Source organism: Bacillus sp. GC_Bacil_1, assembly GCF_026540675.1.
Classification (GTDB): domain Bacteria; phylum Bacillota; class Bacilli; order Bacillales; family Bacillaceae_G; genus Bacillus_A; species Bacillus_A cereus.
In genome coordinates, this window is sequence record NZ_JALNUG010000004.1 from 75291 (window position 1) to 97521 (window position 22231).

Below are 22231 nucleotides of genomic sequence, written 5' to 3' on the forward strand. Positions count from 1 at the left end.
TGGGCATATCAAATAAACCCTGACAGGCTTCAATTTTTTACTATGCTACATGATGAGTAGAAGTGGTATAATCATACACAACACCCAAAATATCAAAGACTGTCTTTTTCTCATATCGATGAGATTTTCGTCCGTTGTGCTGTAGGAGGTTAAACAGACGAAGGAGAACCTTTGATAATTCTTGGGTGTTTTTGTGTAATGCTTGGTAAAAAAGTGAAAAATAATCCTTAATTATGTACATCGCTTTATATTCACTTAGCTCTTTCTGTTTCTTCCGTAACAGGAGTTCTCGCATTTTAAACATGGTAGAAGAACATAATAGAATACTAATGAGTTGCCCATAAAGGTGACATTCTAATCGTTCTTGTTTAATAGATTTACAACGATGAATTTGAAACCAAGATTTCCATATTTTAAATAACAGTTCAATTTGCCAACGTAGTGAATATAAATCATAGATTTTCTCTTTTGGTACCCATTCCGTAGGAATGTTTGTCATATATACCGTAATACCTTGTAAAAGCTTCGTACGCTCTGTATAAGTAATTCCTTTTTTCTTTTCGCGAATAGCTCGGTCACGTAGGCGTTTCTGTTTTTGCTCCTCGGTACATCTATAAACCACAATGCGAGTAGGTAGTTTGTCTTTACTCCCTACATAAACATCATGTAATTCATACACTTGGCCAGGTTGTAATTGTGTCATGATGTCTTCCAAATGAATTTGTATATATACCGGTCTCAATTGAGTGGGCTTTGTTTTAAATACAACTGTTTCGAACTTTTTTCTGTATATTTTAGTTGGTAACTTAAGACGTGATAAATAATATCCTTGCTTGTCTTGAATAGACTTAAAGTCTTGTAAACGAAAATATCCTAAGTCACGAATATATAGTTCATTCTTTTGTGCCATACCTGTTCGAGTCGCACTATATGCCTGATCACTTCGTTTTCCTGGTTCAATTTCCACATCAGAAAATTCCCCACTCAACAAGTCATACTCTAGTTGAATTTTCACACCAGCTTTATGACTGCATCCTCCGGCACCAAGATAAGTAGCTGCGAATCGATCTGGAACTTGGAAGGTTGTAGAATCAAGGATGCGAATGCGCTCAAAGTAAGCTGAAAGAGAATGAGAAATCTTAGATAAACCTCCAATTTTAGCTTGTAGAAGTGTAGTAAATGCAGTTCGAAAGAAAGCTACAGAGGCTGAGTTAAAGCGTCGATTAAGTCCCTCCGGACTTAATAAAATTCCTGTTGAGGTTTCTAACTGACTACAAAGTTGAGTAAGAGAGGTAGTAGCGACTTGTTGATTTAACCATACACACAAAGATAAGAAATGGTGCCCATGGCACTTACGTTTTCGTTTCATCCCGCCTGCTTCTATAGCTAATTGATTAAGTGTAGCGGGAGACATATATCGATATAACTCTTCGGCAAATAAAGATAACTCTTGTTTTTGGTGGATATTCATAAAAAGTACGTCACCCTTTCTCATTAATATAAGAGAATAGTAACGTGCTTTTAACTCCAAAAATAGTCTATATACGGATTTGGAATAAAGTCACGAAGTTTAAAAAAGACGTGTTGTTTTAATAAGGTGCAACGCTTTTGCTCGAGATTACTTATCTAGAGCTTGTTTTATTGAACTAACAGGGCAGGTTACTTCAATAAAAAGAGGGGTTTTAGTGACAAAAGCTAATTCTTATTGCTATAAACAATTATATAGGGGAGTATTTACATTGATAAATTTTTTTAAATATAACTGGCAAGTAAGAGACGAATGGTTTGAATGGTGTAATCAACTATCAAATGAAGAGTTGATAAAAGAGCGAACTGGAGGAGTAGGAAGTATTTTATATACCCTTTTTCACATTATTGATGTTGAATATAGTTGGGTTCGTGGTATTCAAGGCAAAGAAGACATAGTAGTTGAATTTGCTGATTATGATACACTTGAAAGGGTTAAATCTCTTTCAGATAGATTCCGGAATGAAATAGCTGAATTTCTCAAAAAAAATTTAGATGAATTAAAAGAGAAAGCTGTATGTGTTGCTTGGGATGAAGATAAATATACTGTTGAGGAAATATTACATCATATAATTGCTCATGAGATTCACCACATTGGTCAACTCTCTGTTTGGTCAAGAGAAATAGAACTCAACCCTGTACCTGCTAACTTTATTGGAAGAAAGTTTAAATCCATTCATTCTTATTAAACTAAATGGTGCGTTAGTGGTATAAGGAAAATTAAATTAATCAGACTTTTTTATGAAAAACAGTTCTGGAAAATAAAAGAGAGCCATCGTTTTGTTCAATTACTGTTTAAAACAATGGCTTTTTATATGCATTGAAATTATGGGTTTAGAATGATTTTTTAACCAAACTTTATTTTAAACCAGCACAAAATCCTTAAGTTGATGGATGTGGGGTAGCACCACATCGCCATCAAGCTAAAATTTTATAGCATCCCCAGAACGAAATTTTGTACTATCTTGTAATAAAATGCTCATTTTTTCGTTTTGAGGTATTTGCGTTTCTTAGTCTGATAGTGATGGGGTGGGCCCCCACACAGTACGATTTTATTTCAAAAACACAACGATTTTACTACACACTTTTTATTTATCCCAAACTCTCATCTGCTAGTATTACTATTTTTCATTACTAATGTTGCCGTTTCACTCGGATGGCTAAGAGGAAAATGATGGCCATATGGAACAAAATCAACCTTACCAAGATGCGATGGAGCAGAATAACCTCTGTCATAATCCCCCCAAATAATGTGAAGATTATACTTTGTTACTTCATTGAAATCACCTTGATCGTTTTTCAGTAGTAAACTGTTAAGCTGAACCGTAGTATTTAAAATTCTAGGAGAAGTAAAACTGCTCCTTATTTTTCCAATATAATGTTCAGGGATACTCTCTATACTTTCAAACAAACCATTACTTAATAAATATCGCTCTATGAAATTAGTAGTTGCCAGTTTTAATGTCCATTTGTTCATAAATTGAGGAACATTTAGCGATTTAGCATTTTTTTTAACAACAGGTGGCTGAAGTAAAGTGATTGAATACTTCTTATCTATGTACTCTTGTACCAATGCTTCCAGAAGAATAAATGCACCGAATGAATGACCAATTAGATGTGCACCATTCGTAGCTTTCTCCAATAACTTTTTCACTACATTCAAATAGATATCTAGAAGATTTTTCTCTCGTTTAAAAGGAGAACGTCCCAAACCTGGAAGATCCAAGATCCATACAGGTTGACCAGTTTTTTCATGAAGCTCTTGTGCTAAAGGAAATAAATCCTCTCCATCACTCAATAAACCATGTAATAAAATAAACGGTTTACCCTCTCCTTGTAATTGGTAAAGGGTAGTGTTATCGCATAATGTTCGTTTAAATAAATGATTATGCTGGCCATTTTGATCTATCATTCGATAATCCAGATCAGCTACTACGGCAGGGAGAAATTTCATTACACTCGTCTTCTTAAACCAATCCCCTCCCATAATTTTTTTCGCTGAAACATTTGAAAATTTTCGTTTTGTAATAAAATTCAGTCCATCAGAAGGAATTTTTGTTATTTTACTTACTCCACTATTCATAATTGCTTTCATAAGTGGCATTGGGACAGAGATTTTTGGTGCCCTCATATTCATACTTTCTGACATAATACTTAATAACTCAGCAATGTTCTGATCGTGCTGTTTGTCTTCAACAAGTGTATATGTTTGAATAGTCGGTTGCTCTAATCTGAAAACCTGCACAATAAACTTCGCAAGCTCATCGTTTGAAATAAGTGGTAACCTATATCCCTTACCTCCAGGAATCATTGGCATGAGCCCTCTTCGCATACTCATCACAAGCAAACCTAATCCTGCTATCTGCTCTGTACTCCCTGTTTTACTACTACCGACTACAGTTGGCGGATTAATTACAGAAAGCGGATAACCTACTGCTGATGCCTGCTGACGGATATAAAGATCTGCTAAAAATTTTGTTCTCTCATATGGATTTTTTATTTTCAAATAATTATTTCCTTCTTGAAACACATCAATTGCAATCTTGCTATTTTTATCATTAAAGGGACTCATATAACCTACAACATGAATAAATTGTTGCAAGCCCTTCAATTGATGAATACTTTTAGCTAAGTCACTAATATGTTTGGCACCATGTAAAAATACGGAAGCTGCCTCTTTACTTGTCGCTTGAATATCCATGGGGCCTCCTGCGTGAATAATCACATCCGTTTTCAATACCCTCTCCTTATCTTCAGCACTTAGACCTAAATCTATTTTCGTCAAATCACCTTCAATAAAGTGCATAACTTCCTTTTTTAAGTTTCCTCTTTCTTGAAAAAGGCGTATTGCTTTACTTTTCGACCTTACTAAAAGAAGAATTTTAACATCCTCTTTGGCTAATTCTTTCACTAATTGCTGTCCAATAAAGCCTGTTCCACCAGTTAAAAATACTGTTCTCATATAAAATCCCCCTTTTAGTACTAATCAGTACTAATTTGATTTAAAAAAAATGCTTCTTTTATCGAAGCAATTTTAAAAAATGATCTGCTGTTTTCGTGATTACAGTTGCATCCTTCAATGTTTCTGAAATAAATAACGCTCCTTCAAGATTTGTAATAAAAAGTGATGCAACCTCATCAATATGAATCGTATTTCTAAATTCTCCATTCTCTACCCCTTGTTTAAGTAATAGAGAAACTTTCTTTTGTAATCCTGTAAAAAAAAGACCTATTTTTTCTTTTATTTGCGTGGCCTGTTTAGGACTTTGAATATAAAGAGTAATAAATGGACAGCTCCCCTTATACTCTCTCGACTGAACTCCTTGTGATAATTGCTTTAAAAACAGTTGGATACGATCTTCAACTAAAAATTGGTTCTGAGAAAGTACGTCATCAATTGCAGATTGATACATTTCAATCCAATAATCAACGACCGCTTCTAATAATACTTCCTTATTAGAAAAGTGATAATACACATTAGACTTTGAAACTTTGCTTACACGTACTAATTCATCCATACTTGTATAAGCAAACCCTTTTTCTAAAAATAATGTTGCAGCTACTTCAATCACACGTTTTTGATTCATTAATTTTACCTTTGTCATAACTAGAACTATATAGTACTAATTTAAATATTACAAGTATTTATGTTAATTTAGAAAAAAGTTTGTTTAAAAAAGTTCCACTAACATTGATTTTACTGCAAAAAAAATCTTATTTTGAATAAAGTTGAACTGAACCCCGAAATTGTTAATTCACTATCGTCTAATAGAGGTCACCATACATACCCATCAACTTAAGAAAAAGAAATGCCCCTTTATTCAAGTTGCCTAGCCAAAAAATCACGTTTTAATAGACTTCTTTAGCATGCCTATCTTTCTATAAATTACCAGATATGAAACAAGGATCGTTTCATATCTAGTAATTTACTTGATTAGCTTGATGGGTATGGAGCAGTGCCCCTATAAACAAAACCCTCCAGAAACATCTAAAATCTGCCCTGTTATCCAGCGGCTATCAGCAGAAGCAAGGAATGCTACTGCATCTGCAATATCTTCAACTTGCCCTATTCGTTCGAACACAGATGAATTCGTAGCAAAACTTCGTATTTCCGGATCATCTAGCAATTTTGCATTAATATCTGTCTTCGTATATCCAGGCATAATTGTATTCACTGTTATACCTCTTTCTCCGAGATGTTTAGCTAGAGGAAGTGTCATCGTATTTAATGCACCTTTACTTAAGCCGTATGCAATTGAGCCTGTAAAACCAAGTCGTACTTCAGCTGATGAAATGTTAATAATACGCCCCTCTGCTCGTAGTAACGGCAATGTTTGCTGAATTAAGAAGAACGGTGCCTTAATATTTACAGACATAATTTCATCAAAAACTTCTTCTGTCGTATTTTCAATCGTTCCTTGTGTACCTATCCCTGCATTGTTTACTAAAATATCAATCTCTGATGTACCAACCCTTACTTGTAATTCATTCTTCAATTGTTCTACTAGCTTCTTGACACCATCAATTGAATTGAGTTCTGCTTCAATTAAGAATGCTTTTCCTCCATTAGATTCAATCTCACTAATTGTTTCATCTGCAGCTGCCTTATTTCGTCCGTAGTGAATCACAACTAATGCACCGTCGTTTGCCAATCTCATCGCAATCGCACGACCAATACCGCGACTCGCCCCTGTTACTAACGCTACTTTCCCATCAAGATTCTTCATTTTTTCCATCCTTTCTAAATTTCCGTTTAAAAAATCCAACACTTATATTTTCATGCAAACACCGATAATTTTAAATATAGATTTATAAGTAATTCAATTCGTTTACTTATGATATTATAGTTATAACTTACGTTTTACTTTAGAAAATAAAATAAGGAGGCTACACAATGCAAAACACAGTAAAACTGGATGAAATCGATCATAAGATTATGAACTTGTTGTATGAAAATGCGAGAATTTCTGTTTCAGAAATAGGACGAATTATATCCATGACGCAACCTGCTGTAAAAGAGCGTATTAATAAACTTGAAGATCAAGGAGTTATAGCGGCTTACCGAACGAAATTTGAGCCTTCCAAAATTAATAAAAGCATTCAAGCATTCATCATGTTTAAAACGAGCCAATGCTCTGATTTCATCCAATATTGTAATGCCGCTCCTGAAGTAACTGATTTATATCGAATTAGCGGGGAATTTAATTATATGATGAAGGTCATGAGCGATTCGATGGATTCCCTCGCTGCGTTTTTAGACTCGTTAATGCAATTCGGATTATCATCTCCTTTAATTGTTTTAAAGAGTGAGTTCGAGGAGAAATTGTCATTCTAATAAAGGGATACGTATTATTATCCTCACTAACAGTAAAATTTTCTCTTTCTTGAGAAAAACCAACAAAATCAATGACTAGCAAACAAAAAAGAACATTGATTTTTCAATGTTCTTTTTATATCTCTACTTATTAATTCGATTGCTATTCGAAAAAAGCACCTTAATCCCTTACCCTTGATTCCTCTGTGTCTCCCTAAACTCCTCCTTCACCTTCTCTAACAACCCTTCTTCTGTAATTAATCGATACGCTGTATTCGCTAATGCTTTTGCCGATGTAATTAATGCTTTATCTCCTAGTTCTGAACGTGCTGCTTCTCTAAATTCATTCGTATGCGCAATTAAGTCATCTGGACCAATTTTAATGTACGGATGAATTGTCGGCACAACTTGGCTGACGTTTCCTGCATCGGTTGAACCAATCCCTACTCTTTCTTTACGATTTACATCTTCACCTAATAGTTCTAGTTCTTCCGCTACGATATCGTTATATGTTTTTGTTACGAGTAATTCATCGATTTCATTTTGGAATTGATGGATTTTTACTTTTGCACCTGTTGCTAACGCTGCTCCCTCAGCAATGTTTCTTACTTTTTCTGTTACTTCCGCGCATCTCTTTCGCGTTGCTGCACGGATGAAGAACCTAGCCGCGGCATAGTCAGGAATAATGTTAGGTGCTTTTCCGCCTTCTGTAATGACGCCATGAATTCTCACGTCTGACGGAAGTTGTTGGCGAAGTGCGTTTATACCGTTATAGAGCTGAATAACCGCATCTAATGCATTAATCCCTTCTTCTGGTGAAGCTGCAGCGTGAGCTGTTTTTCCGTAAAAATGAAAATCAAGTGGATCGACTGCTAGTGAAGGACTCGTTGTCGCTGTTTTTCCGCTCGGATGAATCATAAGCGCCGCATCAATGTCTTTAAATAAACCTGCCTTTACATAACTTGATTTCGCGCTACCATTTGGCCCACCTTCTTCTGCTGGTGTACCAAACACGACAACTTCCCCGCCAATTTCTTCAAGTGTTTCTGATAATGCAATTGCTGCTGCAACGCTAATTGTGCCAATTAAATTGTGACCACACGCATGGCCTAATCCTGGTAAAGCGTCGTACTCCGCTAAAAATGCAATTGCCGGTCCTTGTTTTCCAGAACTTTTTCGCGCAATAAACCCCGTTTCATGTCCAGCTATATTGTGCTGCAACTGAAATCCTGCACTGCCTAGCAATAAACTTAACGTCCTAGATGCGTAAAACTCTTGGTTACCAATCTCTGGATTCGCATGAATATCATGACTTGTTTCTATGTACTTTTCCTTATTTCTTTCGATACTCTCTTCAATTGTTTTTCTTTGTGACGTTACTCCTGTCGCTCCCATTGTTCTTCCTCCTTTTATTTTCACGTAAAAAAGCCTCTTTCTAAAAGATAGAAAGAGGCTTCTGTATATACAGTCAAAATGAGCTTCTTTCTTATCTTTCAAGTTACCTTGCTGGAATTGGCACAGTATTCATAACGAATCCGCTGCCGAGGTATCATAGGGCCAGTCCCTCCACCTCTCGTGATAAGAATTTTCATAAAATTATATTAAATTATTTTTTATTCTAAGTTCATTCCAAGTAAAAGTCAAGGAATTCCTATCCGAATTTACCGAATATCTAAAAATCCTTTTAATACACCAATTGTCTCAGGTGCTTGCAGTCTTGCACATACGTACGGAAATTCCGTACTACCTTCAAATATCATTTGAGATGTAAGCGGTGCGCCTGCCCAGAAGATTTCATCATCAATTACTAAGAATGGGAATGCTTTATTTTGTCTTTGTAACTTTACATTTTTCAGCGGAACTGGTCCATCACTATAAACTGTTATTTGTGCATTTGTACGCATTAACGCTTGCCATACTCGTTTATCTACTTGTTTCGTACTTGGCAGTGAAATAATAATTTTTCGTTTTGCGGCTAAAATATCTTTTAATAGCCCTTTCGGCTCTTCAAGATTCATTTCCATAAACCAGCGTAAACGTTTCGAAATTTTCCGTTCCCACAATTGTCTTGATGTCGTGCGATCATACACATCTCCGTGACGTTCTATATGAGCTGTTAATTGTGATAACGCTTGTTTTCTAGAAAGATTTTTACGCATATAATGGCAATCTGATAATTGAATGAACTTCCCTCTCGCCCTTGTCACTGCTACATTGACGAGGCGATGATTTTTATGGTCAAAGAATAACACGCCAGGTCGTTCTTGCGGATAACTGTCAACCGTATCAAAGATCATCATATCTCTTTCAGAACCTTGAAACTTATGAACTGTCGCCGCTAAAACTGGTATGTTTTGATATTTCGTTCTCTGCAACATTTCTCTAATATACGTCGATAAAAAGCGTGACTGCGCCCTGTAAGGTGTCACAACACCAATCGACTGAACACCGTCTAACAATCCGATTAACATCATTTGCATCGCTACTAAACCAGACATAATGTTAAAACGGGAACCAGAAGCAGCATCTTTTAACGAAAAAGCTCCCATTTGGCTCGTATCAAATAAAACACTCGCTTCATTTGCGAACGGCTGCAATTGCGCAAGTTCTTTACGCTCTGAAACAGACGGATGATCGTATACTCTATTTTTATAAATAAACGAATTCGTAAACTTCGATATATCCGCATGCATACGTCTTTGTTCCTGCAACATAAATAGGTTTGGGTGTGCTTCTGATTTATTAACAGACTCAACAATCCCAGCATGGTAAAACATATCTTCCCCAAGCCATTTGCGAACGAGTTCATGGTTCGCCATCGCAATTGGAGGTAACTGTAAAAAGTCACCGCAAACGACGATACGTTTCCCAAGTGAAGCAGCTAATGCGATTTGCGGAACGAACGCCATACTCACTTCATCTACGACAACTAAATCGAATGTACGCTCATAAATAAGTGAATCAATGGCACATTTCGATAAAGTTGCACCAATTACTTTCGCATTTTCAATATATTCTTTTTCTACTTCTTTAATTTTCGCCTTTTGCTTTCGAAGCTCACTTTCAATCTCTTGTATACGCTTCTTATCAGCAGATGTTGCTTTATACGATAAGATTTTTTCACGAAGATCTTGGCGTTTCTCTTCTAAGTAGAGTCTTTCCTCACCCCATGATCCGTTCGTCGTTTCAACTAATTTCGATGCAAGTAACGTTTCATGATTTCGTATATGTTCATGCTGACTATAACCGTAACGAACAATTTCGCCAGGCGTCCATTTCTTTTTCTTTTCAATTTGCTTCGTTACTTCACTCATTAATACGTCTACTGCCGCGTTACTATGAGCTAACACAAGTACCGATTTTCCTTTTTGATAATGAGCCGAAATAATACGTGATAAATTGTAAGACTTCCCTGTTCCAGGTGGTCCCCATACGTACGTTGTCGGATTGTAAAATGCGCGATATGCCAGTTCATTTTTCGGATTTTTCATCTTCTCAATATGTTTCGGACTGCTCGTCCCATCAACGAGACGCTTTATACGATTACGTTTTAGCTTATCTTTACGTGCTTCTTTCAATCGCTCTTGCAGTTGCTCTAAAAGTTGCCACGGTTCACTGTATAAAACCGCTTCTCTTATTTCACCTTGTATATAATCATTTAATTTCAGTTCTATTTCTAATCCATGTACAGATAATACTTCTCCTGTCGCTTCCTCACCATCGAACTCAATTCGAATTGGTGAACCTTCAGGTAAGCTTACTTCCGAAATAAGCTGAAATACATACACTGTATTCTCATAATCTGTATATAAAAAACGACCGTTCATGATAGAAATTTTACTACCACCTATCGTTTTCCAATGTTTAATTTCATATGCTAATGCATAATGCCACTCTTTCATCGTTTCTGATAATGAAGGAGTTTGAGTAGGTGTATTCATCGTATAATCTCCTTCCTTCTCCCCAAACATACTTTCTCACTATACCATACAACACGCTAAAATTTGTAAGGTTTTTATCTTGCTTATTTTCTTAATTTTCAATAATATATTGTATATAATTTTCAGAAAGAAGGAATCTACATGCCAGTTAGAAGAATTGAACACGTAGGACTTATGGTTGCAAACTTAGAAGCATCTATCTCATTTTATGAAGAAGTAGTCGGCTTACAGCTCCTTCAACGTATGGGGCACCCGAATCCAGACTTAAAACTCGCTTTTTTAGGTGTGGAAGAATCGAAAGAAACGATACTCGAATTAATTGAAGGCTACAATTCTTCCTTGCCAGCAGAAGGAAAAGTACATCACATTTGCTTTAAGGTAGATTCATTAGAAGATGAAATCGAGAGACTAAAGAAACACGCAGTAACCTTTTTACTAGGAGAAGAAATCGAAACATTACCAGATGGAACACGTTACATATTCTTCGCTGGTCCTGATGGGGAGTGGATTGAGTTTTTTGAAACGGAGAGATAATCTGAAGAGACTTTTTACTTCAATAAAGTATAATAAAAGCCGTAGGAGTTTAATGCCTACAACTTTGTAAAAGGATCTTGATTCACTATAAAATATCCTCTATAGGTTTATTCTTAAAATTTACTTTTAACTTGATATTGATGTGACGTAACCTTAAATATGTAGAAATTTAAAAAGCCCCCTAATATTGTTAAAGGGGCTTTACTCATACGAATGATAATTTTTATAAATAATTGCTAAATAGTGAATTTACATAAATGCTTTTAGAAGCTCTTGAACTAATGGGATTGCTCCACCTATAAATTTTAAAACTGCCATTGCGATTTCCATATTATTTCCTCCTCTTTTGTTAGTACTGGGATGTGATTAAACTTTATACACTTATTATAGTAAACGCTTACATTTGTAACAATACATTTCTGTATGCAATATTGCATATTTATACGTTTTGGCAATATTTGACCTCTATTAGCCATTCTTTAATGGTACCATAACGAAGTGAGAGTCTTTAAGGGTTCGCCTTAATAGGAGGAAATATGGAAAAAGTTCAAGATATTTACAGTAATATAAAATTTAAGAGTTGGTTTAAACAAGTATTAGCTGTAGGAGGAATATTAGGATTCTGCTACTTGGTGTTATATGGTTTCTGTTTTTTAGTTGATATGTAAATATTATACAGCTACACTAGTGGAGTCTTGCCTACAGAGGTAAGACTCTTTTATTGTACTTGAGATGAACAAACTACATACAATAGTTTTCAGGTTCTTCAGATTTCTCTATATGTTTCCTTGTTCCTCTATGTTCTAGACCCACTATTTCCTATCATTGAAAATAAATAAACTTCCATTTATATTGAAAATACAATTTTATTGATGAAAAATGTCTTTTTACTAGATACATATTAAAAAGAAAAGTATAAGTTTTATTCCATTTCGGTACAATCTTTTTATCTTTGAAAAGGACTTAAATCTTATTAATAGATTTGAGTCTTTTTGTATACATCCATTTCTATATAACCATATAAATATAATATATTAAAAATAATTTAAATGCAAGAATACTTGTAGAGGAAGCGCCAGCACTTCGGAAAAAACAAGCTAAGCCAAAAAATACAATAAGCTGCCCATATGGACAGCTTATTTACATAATTTTCTTTATGGGAAATATACTTAAGGCCATTTTTAACTTAATAGGAGTCTAATATCTCAAGTTTCTTAGCTAATACCCAGCTATTTAGACCTAAATATGCATAAATATTGTAATAAAAATAATTCCGGTTTCTCAGTGTTTCCTATAATCTTTTAATATCTTCATAGAATATAGGCCAACCTTGCATTAAGATATTATATATATATTTCTTACTACAAATATGGACGGTATTATCCTTGTTGCAGTTTTAATTTTAATCAAGTCTATTGTAATTACACAGATTGAAATATCTATTCAATTTCAAAAATAGTAAAGTAAAGGAAATGTATATGAAAAGATCACTTGTCTTAGAAACAAGTGATCTTTTCATTAGATATACTGCAACTTGCTAACAGCAGGTAATTGTTATCCTATTCATCTGTTCAATAGATATTATAATACATTTTTTAGTTATATAGACGAAATTGTTTCTAATGAAATGAGACCAAAAATATTTCAAAAGGTACCATAAATTATTTAGTGCTTTAAAAATGCAATTTTGAACCTTTCGAAGCACTAAATCAGGTAGATTTTAATAAACTTCAAACTTTGTCTGCATCAGGATCTCACAATTGGGCCTGAGTAATTAATGCTGTCAACATAACAAAAAGAGTCCTGATTGAAACAAACTCTTTTATGAGTTTTTACAAGTATAAACTTTTAAACATATAATTACATTTCTATTCTTTATTTTACCACTTGTACAGATGCTGGTTTCCACCCTTGATTCTCTACCCAATCAATATTAACCTTATATTTTTTATTACTTTGTTTATCTCGTACATTACCGTAGGCTTTATTATTACCATTATTTCCAATAAAATCGAAAATCAATTGGCTCTCTGGAACATTAACAGCATAAGAGATTGCTTTTTTCATCTCACTCCAATCTACTGTTCCTTCTTTAAATTTCATTTCAGGTTTTGCTCCTTGCTCTGTACCAATTGGCTTCCATGAAGGATTAGTTTGAGGATCCTTTTCTTGAGATACCGTTTTTTCTTCCTCTTTATTTTCATTTCCGCTCGTTTTTACCGATTTTTCTACTTTTTGTTTCCCTTCTAACTGTGCTGCTTCTTTATCTTCGCTTTTCTTTTCTTCTATCTTTGCCATTTCTTTATCTTCAGTTTTCTTCTCTTCTATCTTTGCTGTTTCTTTATCTTCGCTTTTCTTTTCTTCTATCTTTGCCATTTCTTTATCTTCAGTTTTCTTCTCTTCTATCTTTGCTGTTTCTTTATCTTCAGTTTTCTTCTCTTCTATCTTTGTTACTTTCTTTTCTTGAGCAATTGCTTTCTTTGATGTATTAGAAGGGGTAAACAACTGGTATGTCACTATACCAACTGTCACTAATACCAAAGTAAATGCAATATTAAAAATTGCCTTTTGACGACGATTCTGTTGTTTTTCTTGAAATCTGCTTACTTGTCCCATTCTTCAAACCTCCGTTTTTACTTTCTCCTCTACTCTTTATGTATTATCCCTAAAATTCTTAATATTTTTATTAAACAATAGAAATAAACTACACTTTCCATACAGGATTTCATATCATAATATAATTTGTGTTTTTTCAAGTATCTGACATATGTTATTCAAAATAGTTTAATACATTAAAAATTGATAAGCTTCTGCACTTAAGAAACCTTCAATTTTATTCAAAGGTGATTCCAATTACGTCCACATTAGATCTCCTGTAGAAAGCTTTTTAACAATTAAGCCTCTTCTTCCCTTATTTATAATTTTTAAATTAAATTTCCCTCTATAGTATAATAAAGATGTTTCGTTTTCTAATGGGGTATGTCGTAAAATCAAAAGAGATTTTATCTCTTTTACCTTCTTTTCAGAGTAAATTTCACCACTAGGAAATTCTATTATTCCTAATGTAATCTTTAATTCGCTCTCATCAAAAGTCCACTCTTTATTAAGTTCTCTTATCTTTTGTATAAAGCTTCTTTTGGTTTGTCCTATATAGAGCAATGTTACATTCTTAGCATATACTCTAGAGATTGCAAATATCCCCTTCTTAGAAGCTTCTTCCCTATTATAAAAGTCATTTATACTATACATGCCATACCACTTAATATGTACTGTTTCTATGAATCTCACCTCGTTTTTAGATAATATTATAATTTCTGAATGTTCAAATTATTATAGGTACATATGCTTGATTACTTGAATTATAAATTGTGCTTTTCAATAATACATTTTATTATTACTAATTTCAATAATGAAGAAAAAATATAATACTATAGTTTAATTACAAAGCTATATAAAAAACAAAGTGATGTCGTGCCACATATTTTCTTTTTTTACAATATCAAACTATCGTGAACAAAATTTTAAAAGTTATGGAATGAAAATACAATGTGTATGTACATACATTTCTATTAATTGAAGAAACCTTCTTAATTGAGGTCGTACCCCATACCCATCAACCTAAGAATTCCGAAATACCCCAAAATAAAAAAGCGTAGAAATAAAACCCTTCTACACTTTTTTATTACTTAACTAAATATAATTTCTCTTATTGAAATTTCTAATTACCTTATTCAAAATTACAAAAGAAACAATATATTTCATCTTTTATTATGAATAAAATCAACTTTTAGTTTACCTTAATTTTATTATGGATAATAATTTAACTGCATAGTTTATATACTATTCATTCTTTATGATGAAATCATTTTCTTATTTTAGATTTTCTTGTTTTGGTACAATTTTAATAGATCTCTTACTAATCCGTATAAGCATACCAAAAGAGAGAAAGATACAAAATCCGCCAAAAAGAGTAAATACAATTGTAGGCTTGAAATGTGCTAATAATACCCCCGAAACAATAGGTCCTACAGCCATTCCCATATATCTAATAAAGTTAAACATTCCCATTGCACTTCCTCTATTATGTTCAAATTCATTTGCAATCATAGTAGCAAATAAAGGAGTAAGGATACCAATTGATATTCCGTGAAGAATTAAAGCAACTGTTACGCCAATTAAAGTTTTCGAGTGTGTCACAGCAAATAATATAACGCTCAAAGCTAAGACTACATTTCCAGTTATAAAAAGCTTTTTTTGTGAAATTCTTGATTGAATTGTTTTAAAAGTCATGCTGCCAATCATTAAACTAATAGCCATTGGTAAGTAAAGTAAACCCACTACCTGTAAACTTAATTGATAATGATCAGTTAATAAAATTGGTAAGTAAACAATGAAGGAGAAATAAAGAAAAAATGCAAAGAAACTTAATATTAATATGGAACTGCCCACTTTGCTTTTAAATATAGAAGCATAGTGAGATATAAGTGTTTTCCCACTCAATTCTTTTTTACTTCCTACACGATCCTTAGGGAAATATATCCAATTAGTTACAAATAGAATTAAAGAGACTGCCACAAGTAGCCAGAAAACACCTGGGTAATTATATTTTTCCCCAATAAAACCTCCTAGCACAGGTGCAACAGCAGGTGCAATGGATAACATGGTTTGATATGTACCCATTGCACTTCCTCGTTGTTCTCCTTGAAATACAGTACCAATTGTAGTTGCAGCAATAAGTGGTATTGCAGCTGTCCCTACAGCCTGTAAAATTCTACATATTAAAAATACTGTAAAGTTACTTGTAATTGCACAACCAATACTCGCTATAATTGTTAAAATAATACTCGGAATAAGAATAGTCCTAGCACCTTTAAAATCAATTATAGAACCAAAAACAATTTGCATAATTGCCGTAATAAAAATAAATATGGAAACGGAAAGGTTAACCATTGTTATAGATACTTGGAATGAATCCCGAATTATAGGAATTATTGGAGAATATATGTTTTGATTTAACGAAGCGAAAAAAGCACTAATACACAACAAATATAAAAGAAAAGAAGCACTTGATTTAACACGGTTCATGCTATCCCTCCTAAAAGATTATTAATAATTAGCTAATTTATTTAAGTTATAATAAATTTATTTCCCCAACATTTTATCGTTTATATTTTGTAAAAACTTCAATATTGCGTTTTGTTCAATTTCAGAAAATGAATCAACGAACTGATAAAATTCATTTTCTTTCTGGTCATGAATTTTCTGATGTAATTCACAAAGTGATTGTCCTGCCGGAGTAAGTTGATAATATACCTCCTTTTTGTTATCAACTGACTGAAAACGAGTGATTAAATTTTCTTTTATTAATTTGGTGTTAATTTTTGTGATATTCGCTTTAGATAAATTCATTTTCCTTGCAATTGTAATATTATTTATTGGTTGATTCTCACCAATACAGGCAATTACGTGTATACTTGTCATATTTGTCGGTACATGTTCTATTTCTTCCAGTTTTGCTTGCTTAAAAAAAGTCTCAATATCCTTATCTGCCTTTTGTTCATTGAGATGTAACAAATGTAGATAATTATCGTAAATTTTCTGTTTTATGCCCTTATTCATTTAAATGTTTCTACCCCTCTTTGTCTATTTTGTTTTTGTTTACCGGTAAACTATTTTGATTTTATATCCTCATTTAGCAATTGTCAATTGCTAAATTGGAATTTAACTAATTATGTAAGAACCTTTAATGTATCTGTTTTTCATAATTTACCCTAATAAAGCCCTATTATATTAAAGAGTTAGTTTCAATGCATAAAAGTCTTTTTTAAAATTGTTGACCTAATTATTGTTTACTGGTAAACTTTATATTGTTAACCGGTAAACAATAATTCTAGATAGGGGAAATTATTATGACAAATTTTGTCCATGAACAAACCTTAAAAGCTATTGAAGACTTTGTCATAACAAGAGAAAAGAAAAAATATGCATCTCAAGAGATGATAAAAGAATTAGTTAGTGAATATGAAAATATAAATAAAAATTGGACTCTAACGCAACTACATATTGTTTCGGTTATTCATGAGAGTAAACAACAAATGAATAACACTCTACTATCTATGGAACTTAATATTTCTAAAGCAACCATCTCTAAAGCTATTCGCGTTCTTATTGATAATAAAATTTTATTGACGCATCAAAATACAGATAATAAGAAGGAAATCTTTTATACTTTAACTGATAAGGGAATACAGTTAGCCATTGTTCATAAAAAGTTACACAAAATTGCACATGAGCGTTACAGTGAGTTATTCCAACAATTTAATGATTACGAGTTACAAGTTGTAACAAAATTTTTAGAAGCATGGAAACAATGTATTTAATTTTTTGTTATATCAGCTTAGAAGGTATATATGTTGACCTTCTCATAAAAATAGAAAAACTAAGGGGTTTTAGCCCCTTAGTAAAAATTGAATTATATTAATAATTAAAATAGCCATGTTTTTTTAAACTAACTTATCAAAAAGAATAGGCATGGAAATAGGTCCACGTGTATAAAGTCCTTTTTCAACATATTGAAAATCTTCTTCTAATTTAATATTTTTCATATTATCTAAGACTACATTTACAACTATTTCAATTTCTGATTTAGCAAACGCTGCTCCTACGCAATTATGAATACCTGATCCGAATGCAAGATGTCTTGCAGCACCACTAAATGCCTTTTTAATATCAAGATCCGGACGATAAATATTGAATTCATCAGGTCTTTCAAATGCATTAGGGTCACGATTCGCTGCACCAATCATACAAAATACCGTAGTTCCTTTGGATAGTTGGATACCACTTATGTCCGTATCTTTTGACAATTGACGTGGGATCAATTGCACTGGTGGATTGTAACGTAAAGTTTCTGCAATAGCTAATGGTACTAATGAACGATCACTTAATACATCTTGCAGTTGTTTCGGTTGGTTAATTAAATTATAGATTAATAAAGCAAGAGTCTTATCACCAGGTTCTGTTGCAGCTAATAATATATTTAAAATCAATGCTAGAATATCAGTATTAGTCATAGCTATTCCTTCATATTTTGCACTGCATAATTTAGAAATTAAGTCTTCCTGTGGGTTTAATCTTCGCTCTTTAATAATTGGTTCTAAATAATTAGCTAACTGTTCACTGCACCAAAGAGAATGTTTTTTTGCCTCTGGTGGTTGATTTATACTGGTAATAAAGTCAGCTACACCGCTATGCCATTCTCCTATCTTCTTATGATCTTTCTTATCTAATCCAATCATATCCATTGTTACATAAACAGCAAATGTTCTGCCAAAATCATTAATTAAATCTATCTTTCCATTTGGAAGGTGTGGAAATAGTAAATCTTCTGCATTCTTTTTAATTAAAGGCATTAATTTTTGTAAAGCATCTCCCATAAAACTTCTTAAAACAATTTTTCTTTTCGCAACATGCTCTTTTCCACGCATTTGTGCTAATACTGGTCCACGCATTACTGGCTCAGCACGTTCAGCTAATGATTTTGTTGTAAATGTTTCAGTATCATTCAATATATTACGGACATCTTGATATCTGCTAATAAAATAACTATCAATCTCAGGTTCATAATGTACTGGGTCATTCTGACGTAGGTATGAAAAATACTTATATGGATTTTCTTGAAATTCCTCTGTTAATATATTTACCGTTTGTATAGTATTTGACATATTTCTTCCCCCTTGTATTGGATACTTACTATTTGCTAAGATAAATCTTCCATTTCTTGTACCATTAAATATCCTTGATTTGGTTTCATCCTGATAGAAAAATCATTTCTAACTATCTGTTCACCAAGCTCCCATGGTTTATGATAAATAAGTACAGCTTCTTGAGCTCCTAAAATTTCAGCTCCACCAATGAAAAATGGGAGTTCTGCAATTACATATTCTACTGCAATATTTAGCATGTCATTTGATATTTGATCAATATCTATATTAGTACCCCTTGCCCTACCTAAAATGGCTGCATGTGACATTTCTAAGCAAGCATTTCGAAAATCAGTTTCGCTTAAAAAAATATGTTCTGCTTCTGCCCTCATGCAGCTATATGCATTGTTGTCATTAAAATCAGAAAAAGTATGGATAGCATTTACATTACCACCATGCTCTTTAAGTGCCTTTTCAGCTGATCTTCTATTTCGAGATACTTCTTTCCTAACTTTTCTTTCCGCTTTACCTTTTGGTGTTCCTAGAGCCTCAAGTAAATTTGCAGCTTCTTTTCCAGCTAATAAAACACTAACATCATCAAAAGTATGTAATGCCCATTCAATGAGTCTATTAATATATTCATCAGAAAATCTACTATTAAACGGACTAATACCTATTATTGCATGCTTACTACGTTTTAATATTTCAGCACAATTAGTAGATAAGGGTTGAGAACTAAACTTTCGTACATTTCTTACCGCTATAGCATTCGTCATACAATCATCCCTTTAAATAATTTTATCAATATAAACCGTTTTATTGATTTTAAATAGCCAATAATCTTTCAAACTACATAAAAAAGAGATAGAATATCTTGATGTTAGAAATAATGAATAAAAATAATACTAAACAAAAACCCCACATAATGTTCACCGGTGAACAAAACCAATTCTATATCGCTACTATTGTTTTGTCAATATGTATTATTCAGAAAAAATGAATAAAACAAAAAATTAGAATTCTGTTCACAATTGTTTACAAAATAGAAATTTATTTTACAACTTACAGTTAGTCATAATAAAGAAGTACAGGTCCTTAATTAAGGACCTGTACTTCTTTATATATATTTTATTTCTCGTTTTTTTGCTCTTCAATAATAAATTTAGAAAGCAATTCTGTTAATGCATTCACCTTTTCTTTCATCTTGTTAGATTGATTTGAAATTTCTTGAATTGAAACTGCTTGTAATTGAATTGATTGTACTGTTTGAATTGTTTCTCTTTCTATTTGTGTTGAAGTATCAGATACTAGTGAAAGAGACGCATTTACTTCTTCTGTACCGGCAGACATCTCTTCTGTTGCTGCAGAGACTTCTTGAATTTGACTTGTGATTTTGTCAATATCTCTCATAATAGATGAGAATGTTTGATCTGCTTGGTGGGCTGCTTCCTTTCCTTCTGCTGCCTTTTGTTCTCCTTTTTGCATGACATGGACTGTGTCTTGAGTATCTTGTTGAATAGATTTGACTAAATGGTTAATTTCATTCGCGGATTCTTTAGACTTTTCAGCCAAATCCCTCACTTCTGCTGCAACCACTGCAAACCCTTTCCCATTCTCTCCAGCACGTGCTGCTTCAATAGCAGCATTTAAGGCAAGAAGGTTAGTTTGATCGGCAATATTAGTAATTGCATCCAAAGCTGTATCAATCTGTTGTGTACGTGTAACAAGTCTATCTATTACTTTTGATGTTTCCTCCACGACATCATGAACACTGTTCATTTGAAGAATTGAGTGCTTTATCACATCACTACCAATGTGTATTTGTTCTGTAGTAGTTACTGCTACCTCAGCAACTACAGCTGAAGACTCAGCTACTGTTTGCACACCAATTGTTATTTCATCCATTGAAGATGAACTCTCTTGAATGCTAGTTACCTGTCCTGCTATTTTTTCTTTTACTTCAGAAATCGTCTGAACAACCTCATTCGAAATATTAGATGCTCGCTTTGTATCTTGTAAAACACCATCTGTAGAAGAAATAACTTCTTGTGTTGTCGATTTAACACTTGCAATTAATTGTTGTAGATTATCTAACATACTATTAAAAGACTGTACAATATTTCCTATCTCATTATTTGCTTTATAAGAAGTACGTATTGTTAAATTACCTGCAGCTACTTTCTTCATATCATTTTGCAATAATAATAGTGGTTGTCGTATAGTTAACCTAATAAGATATCCGATGAATATTACTATGATAATTGCTAAAATTGAAAGGACTACAAACATTATCATTGTATTTTGAGCACTGTTATTATTAACTTGTTGTAACTGCTCTGCATTATTACTGTTATATACAATTAGTTCACGAATGGACTGAATTGTTTTTTGCATATTAGGTTCGATTTCTTTTAGATAATAAGTGTAGGCTTCTTCATTATTAGCTTTTCCTAATTCTTGTGCCTTTTTCATCTTTTTTCTTAATTCATGAAACTCTTCCTGAAATTTGCTAAATAGCTCTTTTTCTTTATTAGAAATAACTTTAGTTTTGAACAGCTTTAATAACTGATCATTTTCTTTACGAATTCCATCCATTTCTTTTATCAAATCATTCATTCTTTTTTCATCTTTGGATACCATTATTTCCATAAAGTTCATATTAACATGATAAAAGTTAGATTCTATCGTTCCTATCCAATCAACTGATTTTAAATTATCTTCATACATATTAGAAGAAGCACTCTTTCCTCTTTCTAATCCCCAAAATCCTATTAGGGATAATACTATACAGGCAATACTTGATATGCCTATTAGTATGTTTAGTTTTGTACCAACCTTACTGTTTCTCAATAATTTCAACTAAAAACTCTCCATTCTTATATATAGTTCAGTTGATATATTGTATAATAATAATCTGGAATATACGATATTTATTTTAAAAATATATAAATATAAATAATTTAAAAAAGTAATAAAAATAAAATTTTCTAGTAAAATATTTCGCCATTTGACCATCAAGGGGTACCCCCTATGCCCATTAACTTAAGAAAACAGAACCACCCCAAAAAGAAAAAAATGAGCTTTATTATTGCAAGTCAGCACAAAATTTAGTTGCAGATACTTTTGCAAAATAATCTCATTTATTCAATTCCCCCTTAAAAGCACAAAAAACGTAATTACTTATTGTTTTACTGTTCTGGAGATACTTCAAA

The 22231-nt window shown here is 32.8% G+C and carries 18 protein-coding genes, 1 pseudogene and 1 riboswitch; of the genes and pseudogenes, 5 read left to right on the forward strand and 14 right to left on the reverse strand.

Features of this window, described 5'->3' with window-relative positions; genetic code table 11:
- Window positions 1-40 precede the first annotated feature (40 nt).
- Window positions 41-1471, reverse strand: a complete 1431-nt coding sequence (locus OXT04_RS07820; RefSeq protein WP_267414119.1) for an IS4 family transposase — start codon at window positions 1469-1471, stop codon at window positions 41-43.
- A 268-nt stretch (window positions 1472-1739) separates the two neighbouring features.
- Here OXT04_RS07820 and OXT04_RS07825 point away from each other — a divergent pair, with 268 nt between their 5' ends.
- Window positions 1740-2216 (forward strand): DinB family protein, encoded by a 477-nt coding sequence (locus tag OXT04_RS07825; protein WP_033667686.1) that lies wholly within the window; start codon window positions 1740-1742, stop codon window positions 2214-2216.
- Window positions 2217-2632: 416 nt separating this feature from the next.
- Here the strand turns inward: OXT04_RS07825 and OXT04_RS07830 are convergent, their stop codons facing one another.
- The 3 genes from OXT04_RS07830 to OXT04_RS07840 all read right to left on the reverse strand — a co-directional run bounded on the left by OXT04_RS07830 (window position 2633) and on the right by OXT04_RS07840 (window position 6254).
- Window positions 2633-4489 (reverse strand): alpha/beta fold hydrolase, encoded by a 1857-nt coding sequence (locus OXT04_RS07830; RefSeq protein WP_267414120.1) that lies wholly within the window; start codon window positions 4487-4489, stop codon window positions 2633-2635.
- A gap of 58 nt (window positions 4490-4547) precedes the next feature.
- Window positions 4548-5114 (reverse strand): TetR/AcrR family transcriptional regulator, encoded by a 567-nt coding sequence (locus OXT04_RS07835; RefSeq protein ID WP_001072309.1) that lies wholly within the window; start codon window positions 5112-5114, stop codon window positions 4548-4550.
- A 375-nt stretch (window positions 5115-5489) separates the two neighbouring features.
- The gene (locus OXT04_RS07840) at window positions 5490-6254 is read right to left on the reverse strand and encodes an SDR family oxidoreductase (protein WP_000792677.1); all 765 of its coding nucleotides are present in this window, start codon (window positions 6252-6254) and stop codon (window positions 5490-5492) included.
- Between the two features lie 167 nt (window positions 6255-6421).
- Between OXT04_RS07840 and OXT04_RS07845 the strand changes: the two genes are divergently transcribed.
- Entirely contained in the window at window positions 6422-6862 is a 441-nt protein-coding gene (locus OXT04_RS07845) for an Lrp/AsnC family transcriptional regulator (RefSeq protein WP_072938980.1), read from the forward strand.
- Between the two features lie 168 nt (window positions 6863-7030).
- On the opposite strand, the gene OXT04_RS07850 is transcribed toward OXT04_RS07845, so the two are convergent.
- The gene (locus tag OXT04_RS07850) at window positions 7031-8236 is read right to left on the reverse strand and encodes a M20 family metallopeptidase (RefSeq protein WP_098908024.1); all 1206 of its coding nucleotides are present in this window, start codon (window positions 8234-8236) and stop codon (window positions 7031-7033) included.
- A gap of 88 nt (window positions 8237-8324) precedes the next feature.
- A riboswitch (SAM riboswitch) is annotated at window positions 8325-8426 on the reverse strand.
- Between the two features lie 76 nt (window positions 8427-8502).
- Window positions 8503-10812 carry an AAA domain-containing protein gene (locus OXT04_RS07855; protein ID WP_142316391.1) on the reverse strand — a complete coding sequence of 770 codons (2310 nt, stop codon included), beginning with the start codon at window positions 10810-10812 and terminating at the stop codon, window positions 8503-8505.
- A gap of 111 nt (window positions 10813-10923) precedes the next feature.
- On the opposite strand from OXT04_RS07855, the gene OXT04_RS07860 reads away from it, so the two are divergent.
- On the forward strand, window positions 10924-11316 hold the full coding sequence (locus OXT04_RS07860; RefSeq protein ID WP_001145271.1) for a VOC family protein: 393 nt from the start codon (window positions 10924-10926) through the stop codon (window positions 11314-11316).
- Window positions 11317-11565: 249 nt separating this feature from the next.
- Here OXT04_RS07860 and OXT04_RS29775 read toward each other — a convergent pair.
- Window positions 11566-11753 (reverse strand): annotated as a pseudogene (locus OXT04_RS29775) (hypothetical protein).
- 99 nt (window positions 11754-11852) lie between these two features.
- Between OXT04_RS29775 and OXT04_RS07865 the strand changes: the two are divergent.
- Complete coding sequence (locus OXT04_RS07865) at window positions 11853-11984, forward strand: hypothetical protein (protein WP_000416932.1); 132 nt, start codon at window positions 11853-11855, stop codon at window positions 11982-11984.
- 1207 nt (window positions 11985-13191) lie between these two features.
- Here OXT04_RS07865 and OXT04_RS07870 read toward each other — a convergent pair.
- From OXT04_RS07870 to OXT04_RS07885, 4 genes are all read right to left on the reverse strand, one after another.
- Window positions 13192-13932 (reverse strand): YrrS family protein, encoded by a 741-nt coding sequence (locus OXT04_RS07870; RefSeq protein WP_267414121.1) that lies wholly within the window; start codon window positions 13930-13932, stop codon window positions 13192-13194.
- Between the two features lie 237 nt (window positions 13933-14169).
- The gene (locus tag OXT04_RS07875; protein WP_002094078.1) at window positions 14170-14604 is read right to left on the reverse strand and encodes a hypothetical protein; all 435 of its coding nucleotides are present in this window, start codon (window positions 14602-14604) and stop codon (window positions 14170-14172) included.
- Window positions 14605-15186: 582 nt separating this feature from the next.
- Entirely contained in the window at window positions 15187-16401 is a 1215-nt protein-coding gene (locus tag OXT04_RS07880; protein WP_061660835.1) for an MFS transporter, read from the reverse strand.
- A 57-nt stretch (window positions 16402-16458) separates the two neighbouring features.
- Window positions 16459-16935, reverse strand: coding sequence for a MarR family transcriptional regulator (locus OXT04_RS07885; protein WP_061660836.1), 477 nt, complete (start codon window positions 16933-16935; stop codon window positions 16459-16461).
- Window positions 16936-17225: 290 nt separating this feature from the next.
- Here OXT04_RS07885 and OXT04_RS07890 point away from each other — a divergent pair, with 290 nt between their 5' ends.
- Complete coding sequence (locus OXT04_RS07890) at window positions 17226-17696, forward strand: MarR family transcriptional regulator (protein WP_061660837.1); 471 nt, start codon at window positions 17226-17228, stop codon at window positions 17694-17696.
- 123 nt (window positions 17697-17819) lie between these two features.
- Here OXT04_RS07890 and cypX read toward each other — a convergent pair whose 3' ends face one another.
- The 3 genes from cypX to OXT04_RS07905 form a co-directional block, all read right to left on the reverse strand.
- On the reverse strand, window positions 17820-19040 hold the full coding sequence (cypX, locus tag OXT04_RS07895; protein WP_000072386.1) for a pulcherriminic acid synthase: 1221 nt from the start codon (window positions 19038-19040) through the stop codon (window positions 17820-17822).
- A gap of 35 nt (window positions 19041-19075) precedes the next feature.
- The gene (locus OXT04_RS07900) at window positions 19076-19795 is read right to left on the reverse strand and encodes a tRNA-dependent cyclodipeptide synthase (protein ID WP_061660838.1); all 720 of its coding nucleotides are present in this window, start codon (window positions 19793-19795) and stop codon (window positions 19076-19078) included.
- Between the two features lie 352 nt (window positions 19796-20147).
- Window positions 20148-21878 carry a methyl-accepting chemotaxis protein gene (locus OXT04_RS07905; RefSeq protein WP_061660839.1) on the reverse strand — a complete coding sequence of 577 codons (1731 nt, stop codon included), beginning with the start codon at window positions 21876-21878 and terminating at the stop codon, window positions 20148-20150.
- Between the last annotated feature and the right edge of the window lie 353 nt (window positions 21879-22231).